The sequence below is a fragment of the Streptomyces lincolnensis genome (assembly GCF_021173675.1).
Taxonomy (GTDB): domain Bacteria; phylum Actinomycetota; class Actinomycetes; order Streptomycetales; family Streptomycetaceae; genus Streptomyces; species Streptomyces lincolnensis_B.
In genome coordinates this window covers 586,571-607,791 of the sequence record NZ_JAIHON010000001.1, presented here as the reverse complement: position 1 = coordinate 607,791, position 21,221 = coordinate 586,571, and the positions used below count along the sequence as shown (strand labels likewise).

The following is a 21,221-nucleotide window of genomic DNA, read 5'->3' as shown; positions in this document are numbered from 1 at the left end:
GGACTTCGCAGGTCTTGATGGTCGCGAACTTTCGAAACTTCGAACACGGTGGCAGCCGCGGCGGCCGCAGCCGGGGCGACCACGGCCGCGGCGGTCCCGCCTACCAGCAGGTCAACCGGAACCCCGTGAAGTCGGCCGTGAACGCCGCGTCGACGAGGTCCACCGCGTGGATGCCGGCCATCGCCCCGGTGAAGCGCAGCTTGCTGCCGTAGTCGTCGGAGAGCCGCGTGAAGTCCAGTGCCGGGCCGACCAGCATCCGGACGCCCCGGCGGACGTACCAGAACCGCGCCTCCCCGTCCTCGACGGTGACGCCCAGGGTCACCGGTCCGTCCGCCTCGACGTCGACCACGGCCGCCTGCCGGGTGCCGGACTCCTCGCGCTCCACGAGACGGAGCACCCTACGGCCCGCCCCGCCCCGCCACTGCTGCCCGCGCTGCTCCTCGCCCTCCGGTTCGGCCCAGGTCAGGTCGAGGCTCAGATACGCCTCGGCGTTGTAGCGGAGCACCAGCCCGGCGGCCTGCGTGAACGTCCCGGGATCCGCCTCCACGGTGACCTCGGCCTCCGCGCGGTGCTCGGTGATCCGCCGGGCGAGCAGGCTGTGCGCCCACCGCGACTCGGGACCGTGCCGCCCGGTCAGCCGGATCCAGCCCGGGCGGGCGGCGGTGTCGGCCCAGGACGGGTCCGGACGACCGCGCAGGGTGCTCCACGGCCACCCCAGCGGGTCGGCCGACTCACCCGGCTCCACCTCGTGCCGCCGCGTGGGCAGGTCGACCTCGACCGCCGGATGCGCACCCCCGTGTCGCAACCGCGGCCAGCCCTCCGCGTCCCACACCAGCGCCTGGACCGCCGTCTCCCGGCCGAGCGGGCAGCGCGGCCCGTCCGGAGTGGGCAGGGGGCGGGCCGTCAGGTGGCTCAACACCCAGTCCCCGCCCGGGGTCCGCACCAGCTCCGCGTGTCCCGCCTTCTGCAACGGCAGCGACGGGTCGTCCCGGGAGGTCAGCAGCGGGCGGTCGTCCAGCTCGTACGGTCCCGTGAGCGCCCGGCTCCGTGCCACCAGCACTCCGTGCTCGAATCCCGTGCCGCCCTCGGCCAGCACCAGGTAGTACCAGCCGTCCCGCACCACCACCTTCGGCCCCTCGATCAGCCGTTCGTGCTGGAGGAGAAGGCGGGTGTCACCGACGGGCGCGAGCGTCTCCCGGTCCAGTTCCGTCAGGACGATCCCCGCGAAGCGCCGGCCGCCGGGACGGTGGTCGTTCTGGAGGTTGAGCAGCCAGAGCCGGCCGTCCTCGTGGAAGAGCGCGGGGTCGAAGCCGTGGCTCGCGATCCGGCGCGGCGCGGACCACTCCCCGTCCACCTCCGTCGCCGTACTGACATAGGTGTCCGTGTCGAAGTACGGCGTGCCCACCGAGCGGACGATCGAGTAGACCACCCAGAAGCGCTCGCCGTCCCAGCTCAGCGACGGCGCCCAGATACCGCCGGAGTCGGGCACCCCGGCGAGCGAGTCGCCCGGGACCGCGCCCCGGACATGGCCCGCGTACTCCCAGTGCGCGAGGTCCCGGGAGCGGTGGAGGGGGATCGTCGGGAACCACTCGAAGGAACTCGTCGCCACGTAGTACCAGTCGCCCACCCGCACCAGGGACGGGTCCGGGGCGAAGCCGCGGATGACGGGGTTGTGCGCCAGGGTCACTTCAGGGCTCCCATGGTCACGCCGGTCCGCCAGTAGCGGCGCATCGCGACCATCATGATCGCCATCGGGACGATGGACAGCAGCGCCCCGGTCAGTACCAGGCTGGTCAGGTCGACGCCGGATTCCAGCCGCTTGCCGGACCAGTTGTACAGGCCCAGGTTGAGCGTCCAGTTCTCCTCGCCGCGCAGCACGGTCAGGGGCAGGAAGAAGGCGTTCCAGGTGTTGACGAAGGCCAGCAGGAAGACCGTCGCGCCGCCCGTCGTCATCATCCGCAGCACGATGCTGAAGAAGATCCGCAGTTCGCCGGCGCCGTCGATGCGGGCCGCCTCCAGCAGTTCGAAGGGGATCGTCGCCTCGGTGTACACCTTGGCCAGATACACGCTGAAGGGGTTGATCAGGCAGGGGATCAGCATCGCCCAGGGGGTGTCGACCAGGCCGATGTCCGAGAACAGCAGGTACAGCGGCAGGGTGAGCAGGGCGATGGGGATCAGGAACGAGCCCACCACGGCCGCGAACACCACGTTGCGGCCCGGGAAGTCGAAGCGCGCCAGGCCGTAGCCCGTGGCCAGCGCCAGCAGCGTGCCGCCGAGGGAGCCGAGACCGGCGTACAGGAACGAGTTGGCCGTCCAGCGCAGGAAGATGCCGTCCTCGTAGGTGAACAGCTGGTGCAGGTTGTCCCAGAGGTGCCAGCCGGAGAACCACAGGCCGTTGGACTGGTACAGGCCCGTGCGGTCCTTGGTGGCGGCGACGATCAGCCACCACACCGGGAACAGGCTGTACACGCTGGCCAGGGAGAGGCCGACCAGCAGGAAGCGCTGGCCGCCACGGGTGCGGGAGGCCGGGTCCGGTGCGGTGAGGCGGCGGACCTGGCCGGTCTTCGCACGGTCCTCGGTGAGCGTCATCAGTCGGCCTCCTTCGAGGTGAACCGGTAGAACAGGAAGGAGGCGACGCCGAGGATCAGGGCCAGCAGCACCGACAGGGCGGCGGCGTAGTGGTAGTTGCCCGCGTTGAACGCCTGGTTGTAGATGATCATGATCGGGGTGAAGCTGTCGCTGACCGTCTGCGGGGTGACGTTCCGGAACAGCGCCGGCTCGTTGAAGATCTGGAGCATCTGGATGATCGACAGCATCCCGGTCAGCACCAGCGCGCCCCGCACGAACGGGATCTTGACGCTCAGCGCGATCCGCCGCTCGGAGGCCCCGTCCAGCCGCGCGGCCTCGAACAGCTCACGCGGCACGCCCTGGAGCGCCGAGTAGATGATCACCATGTTGTAGCCGATGCCGTGCCAGGTCAGCAGGTTGCCGATGGACGGCCACACCATCGAGGGCGCGAAGAAGTTCCAGTCGAGGCCGAAGATCTCGCCCAGCGGGGTGAGCGGACCGACGTCCGGGCTGTACAGGTTGAGCCACACGATCGCGGCCACCACGCCGGGGATCATGTACGGCACCAGCAGCAGGATCCGGAACCTGCTCGCCACCCGCGAGGTGACGGCGTCCAGGAGCAGCGCCAGGATCAGGCTGATGAGCAGCATGACCGGGATCTGTACGCAGGCGAAGAGGACCACTCGCAGGACGGATCCCATGAACGCCGAGTCGGTCAGCCCCTGCTGGTAGTTGTCCAGGCCGGCGAACTCCTCCGTCGAGCCGCCGAGGCCGAGTCCGGACTGCTGGACGCGGAACAGCGACTGGTAGACGGCGTAGCCGATCGGAATCAGGTACAGGAAGACGAAGCCGAGCTGGAAGGGCACCGTGAAGGCGGCACCCTTCCAGCGCAGTGAGCGAATCATCAGTGGATGCCCTAGCCTCTAGCCCTTGACGCTGATGCCGCGGGACTTCAGGTCCTTGACCGTCCACTGCTGCATGTGCGCGAGCAGGTCGGTGACCTTCTGCTCCTTGTTGACGACCTTGGCCCAGCCCGCCTGCATCTCCGTGAACATCGCCGTCCAGTTCGGGCCGAAGGTCCAGTCGGTGGTGACGGTCTTCAGGCTGTCCTTCACCACCTGCTGGGCCGGCTGGTAGTTCGAGCCGAGCAGCTTCTCGGAGATCGCCTCGGGCACATAGGTGTCGCTGTTCGCCAGGGCCGGCATCACACCGTTGCCGGTCTCCGGGCTCGCCATGGTCTTGACCGCGCCGGTGTTCGTCGACATCCACAGGGCGGCCTCGGCGGCCTGCTCCTTGTGCGCGCAGCCCTTGGTCACCAGGTTCACGCTGCCGGTGAGGTTGGTGGGGGCGGGGGTCTTGGCGGCCTCGCCGGCGAACGTCGGCCAGGGCGCCACGGCCCAGTCGCCGAAGGACTTGGTGAAGTTGGCGACCATGCCCGCCATCTGCCAGGTGGAGATCTGCCGGGTCGCGGTGCCGCCGTTGTCGTAGTTGCGCTGGACGGCCGCGTAGTCGGCGAAGGACAGCTTGGAGTTGAGGTCGTTGTCGATGATCTCCTGGATCACCTCGGCGGCCTTCAGGGTGCCCGGGTCCTGGAAGTCGACCTTCCAGGCGTTGCCGTCGATCGCGTACCAGTGCGCACCGGCCTGCATGGCGAGCACCTCCAGGGTGCTGGGGTCCTCACCGGCGTAGTTGGTGATCTTGATGTCGTGCTTCTTCAGCTCCTTGCCCGCGGCGATGAACTCGTCCCAGGTCGCCGGAGCCTTGATGCCGTACTTCTTGAACAGGTCGGCGCGGTAGATCGTGAAGTTCGGCGCGGAGCTGGTGGGGACGCCGTACATCTTCCCCTGCACCTCGGCGCTCGCCCAGGAACCCTGGTTGAACTTGCTCTTGTCGGCCTCGACGTACTGGGTGATGTCGGCGAGCGCGTCCTGCGAGACCCAGCTCGTGACGTACTCGGCGGTGTTCTGCACCAGACAGGGCGCGTTGCCGGCCTTCACCGCGTTGGTGAGCTGCTTCTGCATGGTCAGCTGGTCGGTGACCTTCGTGTACTTCAGCTGGATGTCCTTGTGCGCGGCGTTGAAGGCCGCGACCACCTTGTCCTGGCCGTTGGCCCAGCCCCAGAAGGGGAGGGTGACCGGACCCGAGGCGTCGGAGTCCCCTGAGTCCGATCCGCTGCCGCACGCGGAGAGCAGACCTGTCAGCGCGAGTCCCGCGACGGCGGCGCGGGCGAACCTTCTCCGGGGGCTGGTGAAGTTCATCTGACCGTGTTCCTTCGGAAAGTAGGGCTCAGAGAGAGGGGAGGTGAGCGGGGGTGGCGGCTCGGTGCGGGCCGGGAACGGCGGCCGGAAACCATCGGCTCGCGGTTGCGGGGGGTCGGCCAGGCAGAAGCTGTAGTAAGCGGTTGCAGGGACGGTAGGCGGACGACTGCTCCCATAGCAAGAGGTGCGCGTCAATTTGTTACGCCGGTTTGTCCGTGAGGTTAGGGCCGGGCGCCTGCCGGGCGATCGCGGAACAGCTCACATCGGACCAGGTCACAGACGTGAGGTGGCGATCCGTCGGGTACTCGCCGGCCGGCCCGGGGTGAGCCGGGTGGCCGGGAAAAACTTGTGGAAACCGTTTACGAAACGCGATCTGGTCGTCGCGGCCTACACGCGATCTACTCGCCGCGGTCCGCACCCTCACGCCGGGCGGGCGGCCGCACCGAGTTCCGTACGACGACATGGGTGCCCAGCACCAGATGGTCGCCGTCGGCGCCCTTGCGGCGGCCCGAGCCGCCCTCGCGCCGGTCGGCGACCGCACGCAGGGCCACCCGCCCCATCTCCTCGTACGGCACGTGCACGGTGGTGAGTTGGGGCGTGAGCTGCGACGCCAGCGGGATGTCGTCGTAGCCGACGATCGAGACGTCCTCGGGCACCCGCAGCCCGGCCGCGCGCAGCGCCTGCATCGCGCCCGCGGCGACCACGTCGGTGCCGGCCAGCACCGCGGTGAAGTCCAGGCCCTCGCGCAGACTCTCCTCGACGGCGTCGTAACCGTGCTCGTAGTCGTAGGGGCCGTGCCGCACCAGGCCCGGGTCGAAGGGCACGCCGTAGGCCTCGAAGGCGCGCTGCGCGCCCCTCAACCGGCCCTGGGCGGTGGTGAGTTCCTGGTGCCCGGGCAGCACCAGCACCCTGCGGTGGCCGGCCGACAGCAGATGGCTGGCCATGGCGTACGCGCCGCCCTCGTTGTCGTAGTCGACCGTGGTCGCCGGGACGTCGCCCTCCAGGGGCGGACGGCCCACCAGGACCAGGTGCGAGCCGGCCGCGTCCAGGGAGCGGGCGAAGCGGGCCATGCGCAGCTGGTACTCGTCGTAGTCGTAGGCGCCGCCGAGCAGCACCACCGCGGCCACGCCCTGCTGGCGCATCAGGTTGACCAGGGCGAGTTCGCGCTCGGGGTCGTCGCCGGTGGTGCCGACCAGGGACAGCCAGCCGCGCAGGGTGGCCGCGCCCTCGACTCCCTTGGCCACGTGGGCGAACGCGGCGCCGGTGATGTTGTTGATGAGGATGGCGACCGTCGGCGTACCGCCGCCGGCGAGGGAGCGGGCGTGGGCGTTGGTGACGTAGTCGAGGTCCCGCACGACCTTCATGACCCGGCGGCGCAGCTCCTCCGAGACCGGGTAGTTGCCCGACAGGACACGCGACACGCTGGCCACGGAAACGCCCGCCCGCTGGGCCACGTCGCGGATGGTGGCCCGTCCGGCGTCTCCGGGCGCCTTGCGCTGACTCACCGTTGCGGCTCCTTCATCCTCGCGGCCACCCTCGCGGCCGACTCGCCCGAGGACCGGGGGAGCGGGGGCGGCCTCATGGACCCTCGCGGGGTCGGTGGGGCGCCGGCCGTTCCGCGCCGGTGGCGAAACCGTATCCCATTGTTTCCCGGTGTTTCCCGGGGGAGCCCGCACCGGCGGACGGGCCGCGCGCGCGACGCGGGCGAGGGCGTTTCCGGCGGCAGTCCGCGCCGGCGGACGGGGCGGTCACGGGGGACGGGGCCGGGTGTTCCGCGCGGGGATCCGTGCCGGCCGGGACGTGCGACGCCGGATGTTTCCGGCGGGGACCCATGCCGGTCGGAGCGCGCGGCTCCGGGTGCTCCCCGCGGAAGTCCGGGCCGCCGCGGGCACACGGCCTCCGGTGTTCCCCGCGGAGGTCCGTACCCGGCGGCATGTCGCTCACGTGGCATGGGTCGGTGTGGCGCCCCCCGGCGGGCCGTACCCGGAGGCGGGCCGCTCACGCGACCCGGGCCAGGTCCGAGTGGAGTACCTCGTGGGCCGGCGGCTCCCCCGCGGCCAGGCGCTCCACCTCCTCCACGACGATCCGGCCGAGCCGTTCCAGCTCGTTGCCGAGCGAGCCGGCGATGTGCGGGGTGAGGAAGACGTTGGGCAGCCGGTACAGCGGGGAGCCCGCGGGCAGCGGCTCGGGCTCGGTGACGTCGAGGACCGCGTGCAGCCGGCCCGAGACCAGTTCGTCGGTGAGCGCGTCCGGGTCGATCAGGGCGCCCCGGGAGGTGTTGATCAGCACGCCGCCGTCCCGGATGAGGGCGAGCCGGTCGCCGTCGAGCATGCGGTAGGTCTCGGGGATGTCGGGGGCGTGCAGGCTCACGATGTCGCTGCGCCGGAGCAGGTCCTCCAGCGGCAGCAGCTCGGCGCCCAGGGCTGCGGCCTCGGCGGGGCTGACGTAGGGGTCGTGCAGCAGCACCGAGAAGTCGAACGGCCGGAGCAGCTCCAGGAGTCGGCGGCCCACCCGGGAGGCGCCGATGACGCCGACGCGGCGGCCGAGGTTGCCCGTGTGCGCGGTCTCGGCGTGGGTCGTCGGGTAGCCGTGGGTGGCGCGGAAGCGCTCCCGGTGGGTGAAGGCGTCCTTCCCGGCGAGCAGGATCATCGCGAGGGTGTACTCCGCGACCGGCAGGGCGTTGCCGGTCACCGCGCTGGAAACGGTGATCCCGCGTTCCCACACGGTGTCGCCGACCAGGGAGCGGACCGAGCCCGCGGCGTGCAGGACCGCGCGCAGCCGGGGGGCCGCGGCGAGGACGTCGGCGTCGAGGCGGGGGCAGCCCCAGCCGGTGATCAGCACCTCGGCGTGGGTCAGGGCGCCGGCCGCGGCCGGATCGGCGAAGTCCCGTACGACCAGCGCGGGATCGAGGTCGGTCGCCCGCGTCAGCCGGGTCATCAGCGGCGGCGGGAAGAGCAGGGGCAGGTGCACCGGATCCATCGCGAACACGGCCCTGGGGGGCGGCGGGGTGGGCATGTCTCTCCTGACAACACACTGGCTGGAAACAGTTTCAGAAAACGTCTTCTACCGTAGATCTGCGGGTGACGGGCGGTCAATCGAGTGACAACAACCGGTTCCCAAAGAGGTGCCGCGATCACCGATCTGCCCGGGTTCATGTCATCGATGCAGTTCAGGCCCTATCTCATCGGCCCTGTTCGGCCGGCTGGCCCGTGACGTCGAGGTTACACAGTCTTTTCGAAAATTCGTCAAGGCTCTTGACGCCGTTTCCGGACAGGGTGAAGCTCTGCCCCAACGTTCGGCAACCGGTTGCTATCGGTTGCTCCGCCGGATCGAAGCAACAGAGCAGGAGGTGGTGCGTTCATGCGCCCCCATGCCGGTGCCCCCATGAGCCGCCGCCGATTTCTCTCCCTCTCCGCCGCCGGCGCGGCGGGCGGCGCGGCGGCCCTGAGCGGCTGTGCGATGCAGGTGTCCAGCGGAGTCGGCGGCGGCTCGGGCGAGACCGTCACGATGATGGTCAAGGCGGACGACATCACCCCGGACCTGGTCCAGCAGGCACTGAAGGACACCGGCATCGCGATCAAGCGGGTCGACTTCGACATCACCAAGCTGATCGCGATGCTCACCAGCGGCAACCCGCCGGACCTGGTACGCGGTGTGGGTGCCGTGGACGCGGCGTACTTCGCGGCCCGGGAGGTGATGGAGGACCTGGACCCGTACTTCGCCAGGAGCCAGGTGCTCAGGCGCGACGACCTCGACCCGGTCAACGACCTGTGGCGCTTCGACGGCACCACACAGGGCAAGGGCCCGCGCTACGGCATGGCGAAGGACTTCTCCCAGGACTCCATGTACTGGTACAACACCTCGGCCTTCGACAAGCAGGGGGTCTCCTACCCGGCGGAGCTGGAACCGACCACCTACGAGGAGTGGCTGGACACCGCCCAGCGCCTGGTCCAGCGGTCCAAGGGACAGACGAGCCTCTTCGGCGGCACCTACAACGGGCTGCTCAAGGCCACCCTCATGTCGACCCTGACGGCGTCCGCCGGCGGCAGCCTCTTCAACGACGACTTCTCCCGCGTCGACTTCACCACCCCCGAGGCCCGCAAGGCGCTCGGCTGGTACATCGAGTACTGCAGGCTCAAGGTCGGGGCGAGCCCGATCCTGCCCGACCCCAACGGCTGGGACGGGCCCACCTACCAGGCCGGACGGCTGGCCATGTGCAACTCCGGCTACTGGATGGGCGGCATGATCGCCACCGACCCGAAGCTGGCGGAGGTCTCCCGGCTCGCCCCCACCCCGGTCTTCGAGGGCGGTCCGCGGGTCAGTGCCTGCCAGGCGGGCACCGGACTGTGGATGCCGAAGAAGGCGCCCCACAAGGACGCCGCCTGGCGGATCTTCGAGTGGTACTTCGGCGAGGCGCCGGCCAAGGCCCGCGCCTCGGGCGGCTGGGGCATCCCGACCCTGAAGTCCCTGCGCCCGCTGATGCCGGCGAAGGCGGAGCACCAGAAGCGCGTGCTGAAGGTGCAGGAGAACGAGCTGAAGCACTTCTCGGTGGTCGCCTTCTCCCCGTACACCACGGGCGATTCCTTCGAAGCCCTGTTCAACCAGGTCGCTCCGGCCGCGATGAAGGGCGAGATCTCCGTCGACACCCTCGCCGGACGCCTCAACTCGGTGCTCAACGAGCAGCTCAAGCGCGGCAAGGAGCAGGTCGGATGACGGTCGATCAGATGTCCACGGTCGCGGACCGGCCGCGGGCCGCCGCCACCGCCGGCCGGACCCGGTCCGCCGAGAGGCCCCGGTCCACGATGACCGCGCGCAGGCACCGGGCGTTCTACATGTTCGTCGCGCCGTGGATCGTCGGCTTCCTGCTGCTGACCATCGTGCCGATGGCGTACGCGCTGTGGCTGAGCTTCACCACGTTCGACGGCATCTCGCCGAACTGGCACTACGTCGGCCTCGGCAACTACCGCGAGCTGATGAACGACTCGGTGACCTGGGACTCGCTGGGCCGCGCGGGACTGTTCGCGCTGGTCTCCGTACCGCTGTCGATCATCGCGGGGCTGGGCCTGGCCGTCCTGGTCAACCGGCCGCTCAGGGCCCGCGGACTGTTCCGCACGCTGCTGTACCTGCCCGCGGTGGTGCCGCCGGTCGGCGCGGGTATCGCGTTCAAGAACCTCTTCGACCAGAACGCCGGTGCCACCAACGGCGTGTTGACGTTCTTCGGCTTCGACGCCGTCGGCTGGCTCGCCGACCCCTACGCCCGCTACGTACTCATCATGACGGTGCTCTGGGGCGCCGGAAACATCATGATCATCTCGCTGGCGGGGCTCCAGGACGTGCCCCGCGAACTCCACGAGGCGGCCCGCATCGACGGCGCGAGCTCCTGGCGGACCTTCCGCAGCATCACCGTGCCGCTGCTGTCGCCGGTGCTGCTCTTCCAGACCGTGACCGGGGTGATCGCCTCCGTCCAGACGATCATGCCGATGCTGCTGGCCCCCATCGCCACCACCGGCGGGCTCACCACGGTCCCGCAGTCCAACTACACGTACATGATCCACGTGTTCTCGCAGTACTTCGCGCTCGGCCGCTACGGCTACGCCTCCGCGCTGCTGTGGGTGCTCTTCGTCCTGATCCTCATCGCCACCGGCCTCATCTTCAGGTTCACGTCCGGTGTGGTGTTCTACAACGTCGACCCGGAGGCGAAGAAGTGACCGCCACCAGCCTGAACCCCGAGCCGCCGGTCCGCGTACGGATCCGCACCCACCGCCTCGTCCTCTACACGGTCCTGGTCGTCGTCACCGGACTCTTCCTCGGCCCCTTCGGCTGGCTGGTGCTCACCGCCCTGAAGACCCCGGCCGAACTGGCCTCCGCGCCCGTGCACTGGGTGCCCGCGCACATCCAGTGGCACAACTTCGCCGACGCCTTCGACCTCATCGACTTCCTCGGCTACGCCCGCAACTCCCTGATCATCGCCTTCCTCTACGCCGGTCTGGTCACCCTCAGCTCCGCCTGGGTCGGCTACGGCTTCGCCCGGCTGTCCGCGCCCGGCAAGAAGACACTGTTCGGCATCCTCATCGGCTCGATGATGCTGCCCCAGATGATCACCCTGCTGCCCACCTACCTGATCTTCGCCAAGCTCGGCATGGTCGACACCTACTGGCCGTGGGTGCTGTGGGGGCTGTCCTCCGCCCCCTATCTGGTCTTCCTGTTCCGCCAGTTCTTCGCCGGGCTGCCCCGCGAACTGGAGGAGGCCGCGATCGTCGACGGCTGCGGCTACGGCACGATCTTCTGGCGGATCTTCCTGCCGCAGTCCTGGCCGGTGCTCTCCGCGAGCTTCGTGATCGCCTTCACCTGGACCTGGGGCGACTACATCGCCCCCCAACTGCTGCTCTCCACCGACAAGTCCACCCTGGCCGTCGCCGTCATGACGACCTATGTCTCCTCGGCCGGCACGCCCATCACCAACCTCCAGGCCGCGGCCTCCGTGATGTACGTCGTGCCGATCCTGCTGATCTTCCTCGTCGCCCAGCGCGGCTTCGTCGCCGGCATGTCGACGACCGGACTGAAGTAGTCCCCCCTTACCTCCCCCTTACCGAACCTTCTGCAAGGAGCTACGCATGAACACGCCCCTGTCACGCCGGACCGCCCTCCAGGCCGCCGGTGCCGTCGCCGCCGCCGGCCTGGCCGGTGGCATCGCGGGCACCGCACAGGCCGCCGCGGCGGACGAGACCGCCGCCACCGCCGACAGCGTGGTCGTCCACCCGCCCCTTCCCCAGGTGCCGGTCAACAACTCCTTCACCGTCAGGGTCCGGCCGCTCGGCGGCACCTGGCAGAAGCTCGGCGTCCACCTCGCCAAGCTCGCCCTGATCGACGCGACCACCGGCAGCAACAGAGCCCAGAACTCCTCCTGGGCCGCCTTCGACTTCTCCGGCACCGTCGAGGTCGAGGTCACCTACAACCCGGGCGGCGGCGAGAAGTTCCGGATCCGTCCGGACTCGTACGGCATCAAGCCCGAGGTGCTCGGCAGCACCGCGCGCTTCACCCTGGACCGGCCCCGCAACGTCGTCGTCCAGGTCGACGACAAGATCTTCGACTGTCTGCACCTGTTCGCGAACCCGATCGAGCAGGACGTGCCCGCCGAGGGCGACAAGAAGGTCATGTACTTCGGGCCCGGGCTGCACACCACCGCCGACCGGTTGCTGAAGGTGCCCAGCGGCACCACCGTCTATCTGGCCGCCGGTGCCGTCCTCACCTCGCAGGTGATCTTCGAGAACGTGGAGAACTCCCGGCTCATCGGCCGTGGCGTGCTCTACAACTCTCCCAACGGGGCGCTCTTCGTCCGCAAGGCCGAGAACGTCACCATCGACGGCATCACGATCCTCAACCCCCGCTACGAGAACGTCCGGGTCGCCGAGTCCCGGAACCTCACCATCAAGAACCTGCGCGCCTTCAGCCACCAGGGCTGGGGCGACGGCATCCAGCTCTACTGCTCCGAGAACATCACGGTCGACGGCTGCTTCCTGCGTACCTCCGACGACTGCGTCGCCCTGTACACCCACCGCTGGGACTTCTACGGCGACACCCGCAACATCACGGTCAAGAACTGCTCGCTCTGGGCCGACGTCGCCCACCCGATCAACATCGGCGTGCACGGCAACTCCGAGAACCCGGAGGTGCTGGAGAACCTGACCTACGAGAACATCGACATCCTCGACCACCGCGAGCCGCAGGTGACCTACCAGGGCGCCATCGCCTTCATGGTCGGCGACAGCAACCTCGTCCGGGACGTGAAGTTCGACAACATCCGCGTGGAGGACTTCCGCTGGGGCCAGCTCGTCCACATGCGGGTCGAGTACAACCCGAAGTACAACACCTCGGCGGGCCGCGGCATCGAGAACGTCTACATCAAGGACCTCAGCTACAACGGCAAGAACGCCGACCTCTCGATCATCGCCGGCCTCGACGCGGACCACGCCGTCAAGGACGTCACCTTCGAGAACCTCAGCATCAACGGCAGGGTCATACGGGACAGCGGGGGCAAGCCGGGCTGGTTCCTGGCCTCGGACGGCGTGCCCATGTTCACCAACGAGCACGTCACGAACCTCAAGTTCCTGACCACCGCCGAGGCGGCCGCCGCGTCATGAGCACCAGCCCGGTGAGAACCACTCCCGCACCGAGCCGCCGGGGCTTCCTCGGCGGCACGGCCGCCCTGCTGCTGGTGGCGGGGGCGAGCGGACTGCTCGCCCCCGGCACCGCCCGGGCCGCCGACCACAGAACCGGTCTCCGCGCCTTCGCGCACCCCGGCCTCCTGCACAGCGCCGCCGACCTCGCCCGGATGAAGGCCGCGGTCGCCGCCCGGCAGGCACCGATATACGACGGCTACCTGGCGTTCGCCGCGCACGCGCGCTCCAAGTCCACGTACACCGTCCAGAACGCGGGCCAGATCACCTCCTGGGGACGCGGCCCGACCAACTTCCAGAACCAGGCCGTCGCCGACTCGGCCGCCGCCTACCAGAACGCCCTGATGTGGGCCGTCACCGGCGAGCGCGCGAACGCCGACAAGGCCCGCGACATCCTCAACGCCTGGTCGGCCTCCCTGACCATGGTCACCGGCGCCGACGGACCGCTCGGCGCGGGCCTGCAGGCCTTCAAGTTCGTCAACGCGGCCGAGCTGCTGCGGCACACCGGCTACGACGGCTGGGCCGAGGCGGACATCGCCCGCTGCGAGCGGTCCTTCCTGGACGTCTGGTATCCGGCGGTCTCCGGCTACATGCTCTACGCCAACGGCAACTGGGACCTGACGGCCCTCCAGACCATCGCCGCCATCGGTGTGTTCTGCGAGCAGCCCACCCTCTTCGAGGACGCCCTGCGGTTCGCCGCGGCCGGCGCGGGCAACGGCTCCATCACCCACCGCATCGTCACCGACGCCGGCCAGGGCCAGGAGTCGGGCCGCGACCAGGGCCACGAGCAGCTCGCCGCCGGACTCACCGGCGACCTCGCCCAGGTCGCCTGGAACCAGGGCGTCGACCTGTGGGGTTACGACGAGAACCGCGTCCTCGCCAACTTCGAGTACGCGGCCCGCTACAACCTCGGCGGCGACGTCCCCTTCACCCCCGACCTGGACCGCACCGGCAAGTACATCAAGACGACCGTCTCCGAGAAGGTCCGCGGCAACCTGCCCCCGATCTACGAGATGGCCTACGCCCACTACGCCGGCGTCCGCGGCCTCGACACCCCGTACACCAAGGCGGCCGTCTTCCGCGGCACCGGCGGCGCCCGCTTCGTCGAGGGCAGCAACGACGACCTGCCCAGCTGGGGCACCTTCACCTACGCCGGCACCGAGGCGCCCACGCCGACCGTGCCCACGGCCCCCGCCGGCGTCACGGCCGTCGGCACCGGCGAGGACATCACCGTCGCCTGGCTGCCCGCCACGTGGGCGAGCACGTACAGCGTCCGCCGGGCCACCGCGCCCGAGGGCCCCTACGAGGAGATCGCCACCGGCCTCGACAAGCCGGCGTACACGGACCGCGGGGCCCACCCGGGACGGACGTACCACTACACCGTCAGCGCCGCCAACTCCCGTGGCGGCAGCGGGGATTCGGCTCCCGCGTCCGCCTCCGCCGGTCTCCCCGAACCCTGGGCGACCCGGGATGTGGGCCAGGTGCGGATCCCCGGCTCGGCCGTGTTCGACGGGGAGCGGTTCGTGCTGGAGGCGTCCGGCATCGCCGACACCCACCGTCTCGTCCACCTGCCCCTGTCCGGCGACGGCACGGTCACCGCGCGGATCGTGTGGCCGCTCAGCTCGCAGTACTCCAAGATCGGCGTCACCGTCCGGGCCTCCCTGGACGCGGACGCGGCGCACGCCTCGATGCTGATCCAAGGGCTGCCGCTGCACACCTGGAGCGGTGTGTTCTCGTGGCGCCCGGCCACCGGGGCCGCCGTCACCGGCACCGGCAGCACCCCCGTGCCGCCCTCCCAGCAGCAGGCGATCACCACGTCCGCCGCCTTCCCGATCTCCGGCCTGGGCGCACTGCCCGAGTCGGCGACCCCACTGGAGGCGCCGTACGTCGAGGGCGCGGGCGACGGCTACCGGCTGCGCACGCCGTACTGGGTGCGGGTGACCCGCAGGGGCCGCCGCTGCACCGGCGCCATCTCCCCGGACGGCATCCGCTGGACCGAAGTCGGCACCACCGAGGTCGCGTTGGGCCGCACCGCCTACGCGGGACTGGTCCTCACCTCCTGCCTCGGCGTCGACGAGGAGTACGCCGAGACCGGCACCGGCGCCTTCGACAACGTCAGCGTGACCTCGGCGTACGGCGGCGAGGTCTGGGCGGTTCCCAAGCCGGCCCGCGCCGCCGGGGACCTCAGGGCGAGCAGCGGCGCGGACGCCGTCGAGCTGGCCTGGACCGACCCGGACCTGTCCGCCCGGTACAAGGTGCTGCGCGCCACCGACGCCGACGGCCCGTACGTCACGGTCGCGACGGGCATCGGCCCGGTCGGCTCCGGCACCCGCGTCCAGTACACCGACGCCACCGGCACGCCCGGGACGACGTACCACTACGCCGTCGCCAAGACCAACACCTCCGGACGCGGACCGCTGTCGGAGTCCGCCTCCGCCGTCATGCCGACCCCGGACATGCCTCAACTGACCTCCACCGCCACGGCGTTCGCCAACAAGGGGGTCGCCTTCAGGCATCTGCTGCGCGGCTCGCACGAGCCCGTGCGGTTCACCGCCGACGGTCTGCCCGACGGGCTGCGCGTCGACAGACGCACCGGCCTGATCTCCGGAACGCCCACCGGGACGGGGGAGTTCACCGTCCGCACCGGTGCGGGCAACGCGGCGGGGGAGGGCACCGGCACGCTCGCCCTCACCGTCGGCACACCCCCGCCCATCCCCTGGACCTACGGCGACCTCGGTGACGTGGTCCTCGACGAGCGCGCCTTCGGGACCCTCGGCGTGGTCGCGATCCGCACCCCCGGCTCCACCTCGTACGCCGAGGGGACCTTCACCGTGCGCGGCGCGGGCGTGGACCTGAGCGTCAACAACCAGGGAATGACCGGGCAGTTCGTACGGCGGCCCGTCACCGGCGACTGCGAGGTCACCGCCCGGCTGGCCTCCCGTACCGGCGCCACGGCCGACCGCGTGGGGCTGCTGATGGCCAAGTCGCTGTCGCCGTTCGACCAGGCCGCCGGAGTGATCGTCACCGGAGGCACCACCGGGCAGCTGATGCTGCGGCCCACCGTGGCCGGCGCCTCCGCCTTCTCCGGCGCCACACCCGTCCAACTCCCCCTGCTGCTACGGCTGAAGCGCACCGGGACCGCGTTCGCCGCGGCGGTCTCCACCGACGAGGGCACCACCTGGACCGCCCTGGCCTCCGGCCAGGTCCCCGGGTTCGGTGACGCCCCCTACCACGTGGGTCTGGTGGTCTGCTCCCGCAGCCCGCTGGCCCTCGGCACCGCTCAGTTCGAAGAGGTGAGCATCACCCCCGTCTGATTCCCCCCACGGAAACGGAGATGCACAGCATGAGCCGCACTTCCCCCCACCGGCACCTCCACCAGGCCGAGTTGACCCGCCGCGGCCTGTTCCGGGCCGTCGGCGGTGTCGGCGCCGCCGTCGCACTGGGCTCCGCGTTCGCCGCCACCTCGGCGAACGCGGCCCCCTCGACCTGGATCCACCCCGGCATGCTGCACAACGCCGGTGACATCAACCGCGCCAAGGTACGGGTCGCCGCGGGCGACGACCCCTGGCTGTCCGGCTGGAACAAGCTGGTCGCCAACTCCCACTCCCAGTCCACCTGGACCAACCGGGCCACCGCCACGATCATCCGCGGCGGCACCGGAGAGAACTACGGCCTGCTCTTCAACGACATCGCCGCCGCCTACCAGAACGCGCTGCGCTGGCGCGTCGGCGGCACCGAGGCGAACGCCGTGTGCGCCGCCAACATCCTCAACGCCTGGGCCAGGACCCTGACCTCCATCACCGGCAACGCCGACCGCTTCCTCGCCGCCGGCATCTACGGCTGGGAGTTCGCCAACGCGGCCGAACTGATGCGGGACTACGACGGGTTCGACCTCGCCGCCTTCCAGCAGATGATGGTCAAGGTCTTCTACCCGCTCAACAACCAGTTCCTGACCGGCCACAACGACGCCTGCATCACCAACTACTGGGCCAACTGGGACCTGTGCAACATGGCCTCCGTCCTGGCCATCGGGATCCTCAACCAGGACGGCGCCAAGTTCGACCAGGCCGTGAACTACTTCAAGAACGGCGCGGGCAACGGCTCGATCACGCACGCCGTGCCGTACCTCTACACCGACTCCGACGGCTACGCCCTCGGGCAGTGGCAGGAGTCCGGCCGCGACCAGGGCCACACCATGATGGGCATGGGCCAGATGGGCGCGATCTGCGAGATGGCCTGGAACCAGGGCACCGACCTCTACTCGTACGACGGCAGGCGCTTCATGAAGGCCGCCCAGTACGTCGCCAAGTACAACCTGGGCAACGACGTGCCCTTCACCACCTACACCTGGGGCACCGGCCAGAGCTGCGCCCAGTCCTCCCAGACCGTGATCTCCGCCGCCTCCCGCGGCCAGGTCCGCCCGGTGTGGGCGATGCTCCACTACCACTACAACCGGCGCCTCGGCCTGGACGACAAGTACATCTCCCAGATGTGCTTCTCCATCGACCCCGAGGGAGGAGGCGGGGACTACGGCACCACCAGCGGCGGCTTCGACCAGCTCGGCTTCGGCACCCTGATGTTCGCCAAATAGAGCGTGACCGGCCGGACGCGGCCCGTGACCCCTTCCCCCAAACAGTCGTAAAACCGCGCTCGCCACCGGAATACCGGACCACCCTGTGGTGCTCTGAAGTTCACGGTGCACGAGCGCGGCACGGGAGGCTGGTGGGCAGATGACGGCAGCGGACCGGACGGATCCGGTGGTCAGGACCCCCTACGGGGCCGTACGCGGCCGGTACGAGGAGGGCGTGGCGGTGTTCCGGGGCATCCCCTACGCCGCCCCGCCCTTCGGACCCCGCAGGTTCCGGCCGCCGGTGCCGCCCGAGCCCTGGGAGGGCGTGCGCGACGCCGGGGCCTTCGGGCCGACGGCGCCGAAACCGCCGTACTCCGACGCCTTCGCGCAGTACCTGTCCGACCCGGAGGTGGCCGGCGACGACTGCCTCAACCTGAACGTGTGGACGCCGGAGCCGGGCCCCGGGGCCCGGCTCCCGGTTCTCGTGTGGCTGCACGGCGGCGCCCTGACCCGGGGCTCGTCGGCCGTGCCCGTGTACGACGGGCGGGCCTTCGCCCGCGACGGTGTCGTCTTCGTCTCGGTCAACTACCGCCTGGGCGTGGAGGGTTACGGCCTCTTCCCGGACGCCCCCGCCAATCCCGGCCTGCGCGACCAGCTCGCCGCCCTGCAGTGGGTGCGCGCGTCCGTCGAGGCCTTCGGCGGGGACCCCGACCGGATCACCCTGGCCGGGCAGTCCGCCGGGGCCATCAGCGCCGGCGCCCTGCTGGCCGCTCCGCAGGCCCAGGGGCTGTTCCGGCGGGCCGTCCTGCAGAGCGGGCCGCCCGAGGCGGGCGACCGCGACAAGGTGCGGCGGATGGTGCGCCGCATGGCCGCCCGGCTGAAGATCCCGGCCACCGCGGCCGCCTTCGCCGAGGTCGACCGCGAGCTGCTGCTGCGCACCCAGGCCGAGGTGGGCCGGCTCAGCAGCCCGGTGCTCGGCGGCCCGGCCTTCGGGATCGTCGTCGACGGCGACCTCGTGCCGCGCGATCCCCTTGAGGCCCTGGTCGACGGCGGGGCGGCCCGGGACGTCCCGGTGCTGATGGGCTGGACCCGCGACGAGTACCGGCTGTGGCTGGTCCCGGGCGGGCTCCTTGAGCGCGTCGACCGGCTGGGCGCGGTCGCGCTGGCCGGTGCCATGGCCCGCTGCCACTGCGGCCACGAGGTGGTCCGCGGCTACCGGGCCCTGCACCCCGAGTCCGGCACCGCCGAGATCGTCGGCCAGATGGTCACCGACCATCTGCTGCGCGACCCCCTCCAGCGCCTGGCCGACGCCCGCCCCGACACCTCGTACGTCTACGAGTTCGCCTGGCCCTCCCTGCTGCCCGACCTCGGCTCCTGCCACGCCCTGGAGCTGGGCTTCGTCTTCGACACCGGCGAGGTCCCGGAGTCCGCCCGGCTCGCCGGCCAGGGTGCCCCGCAGGACCTCGCCGACGCGATGCACTCGGCATGGGTGCGGTTCGCGGCGGACGGCGATCCCGGCTGGCGGCACTGGGACGACACCCACCCCGTGCGGATCTTCGGCGACGGGCCGCCCCACCTCGCCCACGGCCCCCGGGACGCCGAACTCGCCCTGTGGGCCGCCGACCCCGCGCCCGTGGAACCTCCGCCCATGGTGCCCCTGCCGGAGAGCGTGCCCGCGCGGGGAACGGAACTCCGGTCGGTGGTACGGCGGTTGCGGCTGCCCGGCGCGGTGCGGCGGCACTGAGCTCCGGCAGGTCGGCCGAGTCAGCCGGGTCAGTGAGGTCAGCGCCGGACCAGTACCGCGTGCGTCACCGCCGGTGAGCCCACCAGCTCGGACACCCGGTAGCCCTCGACGCCGTCGCCCAGGTCGTCCAGCAGCCGCTCCCCGCGCCCGATGAGCATCGGCGCGATCACCAGGTGCATCTCGTCGATCAGCCGGGCCCGTAGATACTGCTGGATGACCGCGGCGCCGCCGCCGATCCGGACGTCCTTGCCGTCCGCCGCGTCGAACGCCCGTTGCAGCACCGTCTCCACCGGCTCGTCGGTGAAGCGGAACGTCGTCCCGCCGGCCATCTCCAGCGGCGGGCGCAGATGGTGGGTGTGCACGAAGACGTCGTGGTGGTAGGGCGGGTTGTCGCCCCACCAGCCCTTCCAGGACTCGTCCTCCCACGGCCCGCGCTGCGGCCCGAACATGTTCCGCCCCATGATCGTGGCGCCGACGTTCTGATCGGCACGGGTGAAGAAGTCGACGTCGATCCCGGTCTTGCCCGCGGCGGCGTCCTCCGACGCCGCGACGAACCAGCTGTGCAGTTCGTCCCCCCAGCCGACCCCGTCGCCGAAGGGGGCGTCCAGTCGCTGGTTCTCGCCGGTCATGAAGCCGTCGAGGGAGATCGTCACGTTGTGTACGCGGACCTTGGGCATGGCCTTCACCTCTCGTGTGGATGGCCTTTCTCACCCTTGCGTCGAACAGGACCGGCCCGGATCGACATCCCGGGCACGGCCGTTCCCGGGAATTGTCGGACAGGACCCGGCTTCAGGCACGCGCCCCGCTCTCGCCCACCGCCGCCACCGAGTCCCGCACCACCACGTGCGTGCCGAGGAGCAGGTGCTCGTCGGGGGTCTCCGAGGTGCGGCCCAGGGCGGTGCGGACGGCGAGGCGGCCCAGCTCCTCGTAGGGGACGTGGACCGTCGTCAGGGCGGGGTGCAGGTCGCGGGCGAAGGGGATGTCGTCGTACCCGGCCAGGGAGACGTCGTCCGGGACGCTCAGGCCCGCCTCGTGCAGGGCGGTCAGGGCACCGGCGGCGACCATGTCGGTGGCGGCCACCACGGCCGTGAAGTCCAGCCCCTCCTTCAGCGCGCCGCGCATCAGCCGGTGGCCGGCGTCGCGGGTGAAGTCGCCGTGGCGCAGCAGCGCCGGGTCGGGTTCCAGGCCGCGGGCGCGGTGGGCCGCCAGGTAGCCGCGCTCGCGGCCCTGGGCCGTGGTGTGGTCCGGCTTGCCGCCGAGGAAGAGCACCCGCCGGTGGCCCTGGGCCAGGACGTGCGCGACCAGGGCGTAGGCGCCGCCCTCGTTGTCGTACTCGATGACCGTGACCGGTGCCCCGGGGCCCAGCGTCGGGCGGCCGCACAGGACCAGACGCGAGCCCGCCGAGGCCAGCGAGTCGGCCATCCGGCGGGTCCGGTCGCGGTACTCGGCGGTGTCGGCGGCCCCGCCCACCAGGATCACGGCGGCGGCCCGCTGGGCCCGCATCATCTCGACGAACTCCAGCTCGTGCCGGACGTCGCCCTCCGTGCTGCACACCAGGCAGAGATGGCCGAGCCGGGTCGCCTCGCGCTCCACGCCGTGCGCCATGAGCGCGAACGACGGCCCCGTGATGTCCTCCAGCACGAAGGCCAGCGTGGGGGTGGCGACCCCCGCGACCGCCTTGGCCCGCGCGTCGGCCACGTAGTCCATCTCGCGCACCGCCCGCATCACCCGCGTCCGGGTCGCCGCGCTCACCGGGTACACCCCGCCGAGCACGCGCGACACGGTCGACGCGGACACCCCGGCACGGGCCGCCACGTCCCGGATCGTGCTGCGGCCGACGTCCTCGCTCTTCCTGGTCATTCCTGCCTCGCCCCTCTTCCCGGGCCCGGTTGCGCCCACCCCTC

General features: G+C 70.8%; 15 protein-coding genes. 7 read left to right on the top strand and 8 right to left on the bottom strand.

Annotation, left to right across the window (positions count from 1 at the left end; translation table 11 throughout):
- Positions 1-100: 100 nt before the first annotated feature.
- From K4B79_RS02610 to K4B79_RS02585, 6 genes are all read right to left on the bottom strand, one after another.
- A complete protein-coding gene (locus K4B79_RS02610; protein WP_232024512.1) occupies positions 101-1,687 on the bottom strand; it encodes a glycoside hydrolase family 43 protein in 1,587 nt (528 codons plus the stop codon).
- Complete coding sequence (locus K4B79_RS02605) at positions 1,684-2,589, bottom strand: carbohydrate ABC transporter permease (RefSeq protein WP_232024510.1); 906 nt, start codon at positions 2,587-2,589, stop codon at positions 1,684-1,686. The genes K4B79_RS02610 and K4B79_RS02605 overlap by 4 nt, the downstream gene beginning before the upstream one ends.
- Positions 2,589-3,473, bottom strand: a complete 885-nt coding sequence (locus K4B79_RS02600) for a carbohydrate ABC transporter permease (RefSeq protein ID WP_232024509.1) — start codon at positions 3,471-3,473, stop codon at positions 2,589-2,591. The genes K4B79_RS02605 and K4B79_RS02600 overlap by 1 nt, the downstream gene beginning before the upstream one ends.
- A gap of 18 nt (positions 3,474-3,491) precedes the next feature.
- The gene (locus K4B79_RS02595) at positions 3,492-4,826 is read right to left on the bottom strand and encodes an ABC transporter substrate-binding protein (RefSeq protein WP_232024508.1); all 1,335 of its coding nucleotides are present in this window, start codon (positions 4,824-4,826) and stop codon (positions 3,492-3,494) included.
- Positions 4,827-5,224: 398 nt separating this feature from the next.
- A complete protein-coding gene (locus K4B79_RS02590; protein WP_232024507.1) occupies positions 5,225-6,331 on the bottom strand; it encodes a LacI family DNA-binding transcriptional regulator in 1,107 nt (368 codons plus the stop codon).
- A 493-nt stretch (positions 6,332-6,824) separates the two neighbouring features.
- Positions 6,825-7,841, bottom strand: a complete 1,017-nt coding sequence (locus K4B79_RS02585; protein WP_232024506.1) for a hydroxyacid dehydrogenase — start codon at positions 7,839-7,841, stop codon at positions 6,825-6,827.
- 345 nt (positions 7,842-8,186) lie between these two features.
- On the opposite strand from K4B79_RS02585, the gene K4B79_RS02580 reads away from it, so the two are divergent.
- The 7 genes from K4B79_RS02580 (at position 8,187) to K4B79_RS02550 (ending at position 19,317) form a co-directional block, all read left to right on the top strand.
- Positions 8,187-9,539, top strand: coding sequence for an extracellular solute-binding protein (locus K4B79_RS02580; protein WP_232024505.1), 1,353 nt, complete (start codon positions 8,187-8,189; stop codon positions 9,537-9,539).
- Entirely contained in the window at positions 9,536-10,534 is a 999-nt protein-coding gene (locus tag K4B79_RS02575) for a carbohydrate ABC transporter permease (protein WP_232024504.1), read from the top strand. The genes K4B79_RS02580 and K4B79_RS02575 overlap by 4 nt, the downstream gene beginning before the upstream one ends.
- Positions 10,531-11,394 carry a carbohydrate ABC transporter permease gene (locus K4B79_RS02570; RefSeq protein WP_232024503.1) on the top strand — a complete coding sequence of 288 codons (864 nt, stop codon included), beginning with the start codon at positions 10,531-10,533 and terminating at the stop codon, positions 11,392-11,394. The genes K4B79_RS02575 and K4B79_RS02570 overlap by 4 nt, the downstream gene beginning before the upstream one ends.
- A 46-nt stretch (positions 11,395-11,440) precedes the next feature.
- A complete protein-coding gene (locus tag K4B79_RS02565; protein WP_232024502.1) occupies positions 11,441-12,967 on the top strand; it encodes a glycosyl hydrolase family 28 protein in 1,527 nt (508 codons plus the stop codon).
- Positions 12,964-16,317 carry an alginate lyase family protein gene (locus tag K4B79_RS02560; RefSeq protein WP_232024501.1) on the top strand — a complete coding sequence of 1,118 codons (3,354 nt, stop codon included), beginning with the start codon at positions 12,964-12,966 and terminating at the stop codon, positions 16,315-16,317. The genes K4B79_RS02565 and K4B79_RS02560 overlap by 4 nt, the downstream gene beginning before the upstream one ends.
- A gap of 29 nt (positions 16,318-16,346) precedes the next feature.
- Positions 16,347-17,594: an alginate lyase family protein gene (locus K4B79_RS02555; RefSeq protein WP_232024500.1), complete on the top strand. Its 1,248-nt coding sequence runs from the start codon at positions 16,347-16,349 to the stop codon at positions 17,592-17,594.
- 139 nt (positions 17,595-17,733) lie between these two features.
- Positions 17,734-19,317 (top strand): carboxylesterase/lipase family protein, encoded by a 1,584-nt coding sequence (locus K4B79_RS02550; protein WP_232024499.1) that lies wholly within the window; start codon positions 17,734-17,736, stop codon positions 19,315-19,317.
- Between the two features lie 38 nt (positions 19,318-19,355).
- Here the strand turns inward: K4B79_RS02550 and K4B79_RS02545 are convergent, their stop codons facing one another.
- Positions 19,356-19,994, bottom strand: coding sequence for a dihydrofolate reductase family protein (locus K4B79_RS02545; RefSeq protein ID WP_232024498.1), 639 nt, complete (start codon positions 19,992-19,994; stop codon positions 19,356-19,358).
- Between the two features lie 112 nt (positions 19,995-20,106).
- The gene (locus tag K4B79_RS02540) at positions 20,107-21,177 is read right to left on the bottom strand and encodes a LacI family DNA-binding transcriptional regulator (RefSeq protein ID WP_232024497.1); all 1,071 of its coding nucleotides are present in this window, start codon (positions 21,175-21,177) and stop codon (positions 20,107-20,109) included.
- Positions 21,178-21,221 lie beyond the last annotated feature (44 nt).

Coding starts and splice junctions, on each gene's coding strand:
- K4B79_RS02605 (WP_232024510.1), bottom strand. CDS start 2,589: ATGACGCTCACCGAGGACCGTGCGAAGACCGGCCAGGTCCGCCGCCTC.
- K4B79_RS02600 (WP_232024509.1), bottom strand. CDS start 3,473: ATGATTCGCTCACTGCGCTGGAAGGGTGCCGCCTTCACGGTGCCCTTC.
- K4B79_RS02595 (WP_232024508.1), bottom strand. CDS start 4,826: ATGAACTTCACCAGCCCCCGGAGAAGGTTCGCCCGCGCCGCCGTCGCG.
- K4B79_RS02585 (WP_232024506.1), bottom strand. CDS start 7,841: ATGCCCACCCCGCCGCCCCCCAGGGCCGTGTTCGCGATGGATCCGGTG.
- K4B79_RS02580 (WP_232024505.1), top strand. CDS start 8,187: ATGCGCCCCCATGCCGGTGCCCCCATGAGCCGCCGCCGATTTCTCTCC.
- K4B79_RS02575 (WP_232024504.1), top strand. CDS start 9,536: ATGACGGTCGATCAGATGTCCACGGTCGCGGACCGGCCGCGGGCCGCC.
- K4B79_RS02565 (WP_232024502.1), top strand. CDS start 11,441: ATGAACACGCCCCTGTCACGCCGGACCGCCCTCCAGGCCGCCGGTGCC.
- K4B79_RS02560 (WP_232024501.1), top strand. CDS start 12,964: ATGAGCACCAGCCCGGTGAGAACCACTCCCGCACCGAGCCGCCGGGGC.
- K4B79_RS02555 (WP_232024500.1), top strand. CDS start 16,347: ATGAGCCGCACTTCCCCCCACCGGCACCTCCACCAGGCCGAGTTGACC.
- K4B79_RS02550 (WP_232024499.1), top strand. CDS start 17,734: ATGACGGCAGCGGACCGGACGGATCCGGTGGTCAGGACCCCCTACGGG.
- K4B79_RS02545 (WP_232024498.1), bottom strand. CDS start 19,994: ATGCCCAAGGTCCGCGTACACAACGTGACGATCTCCCTCGACGGCTTC.
- K4B79_RS02540 (WP_232024497.1), bottom strand. CDS start 21,177: ATGACCAGGAAGAGCGAGGACGTCGGCCGCAGCACGATCCGGGACGTG.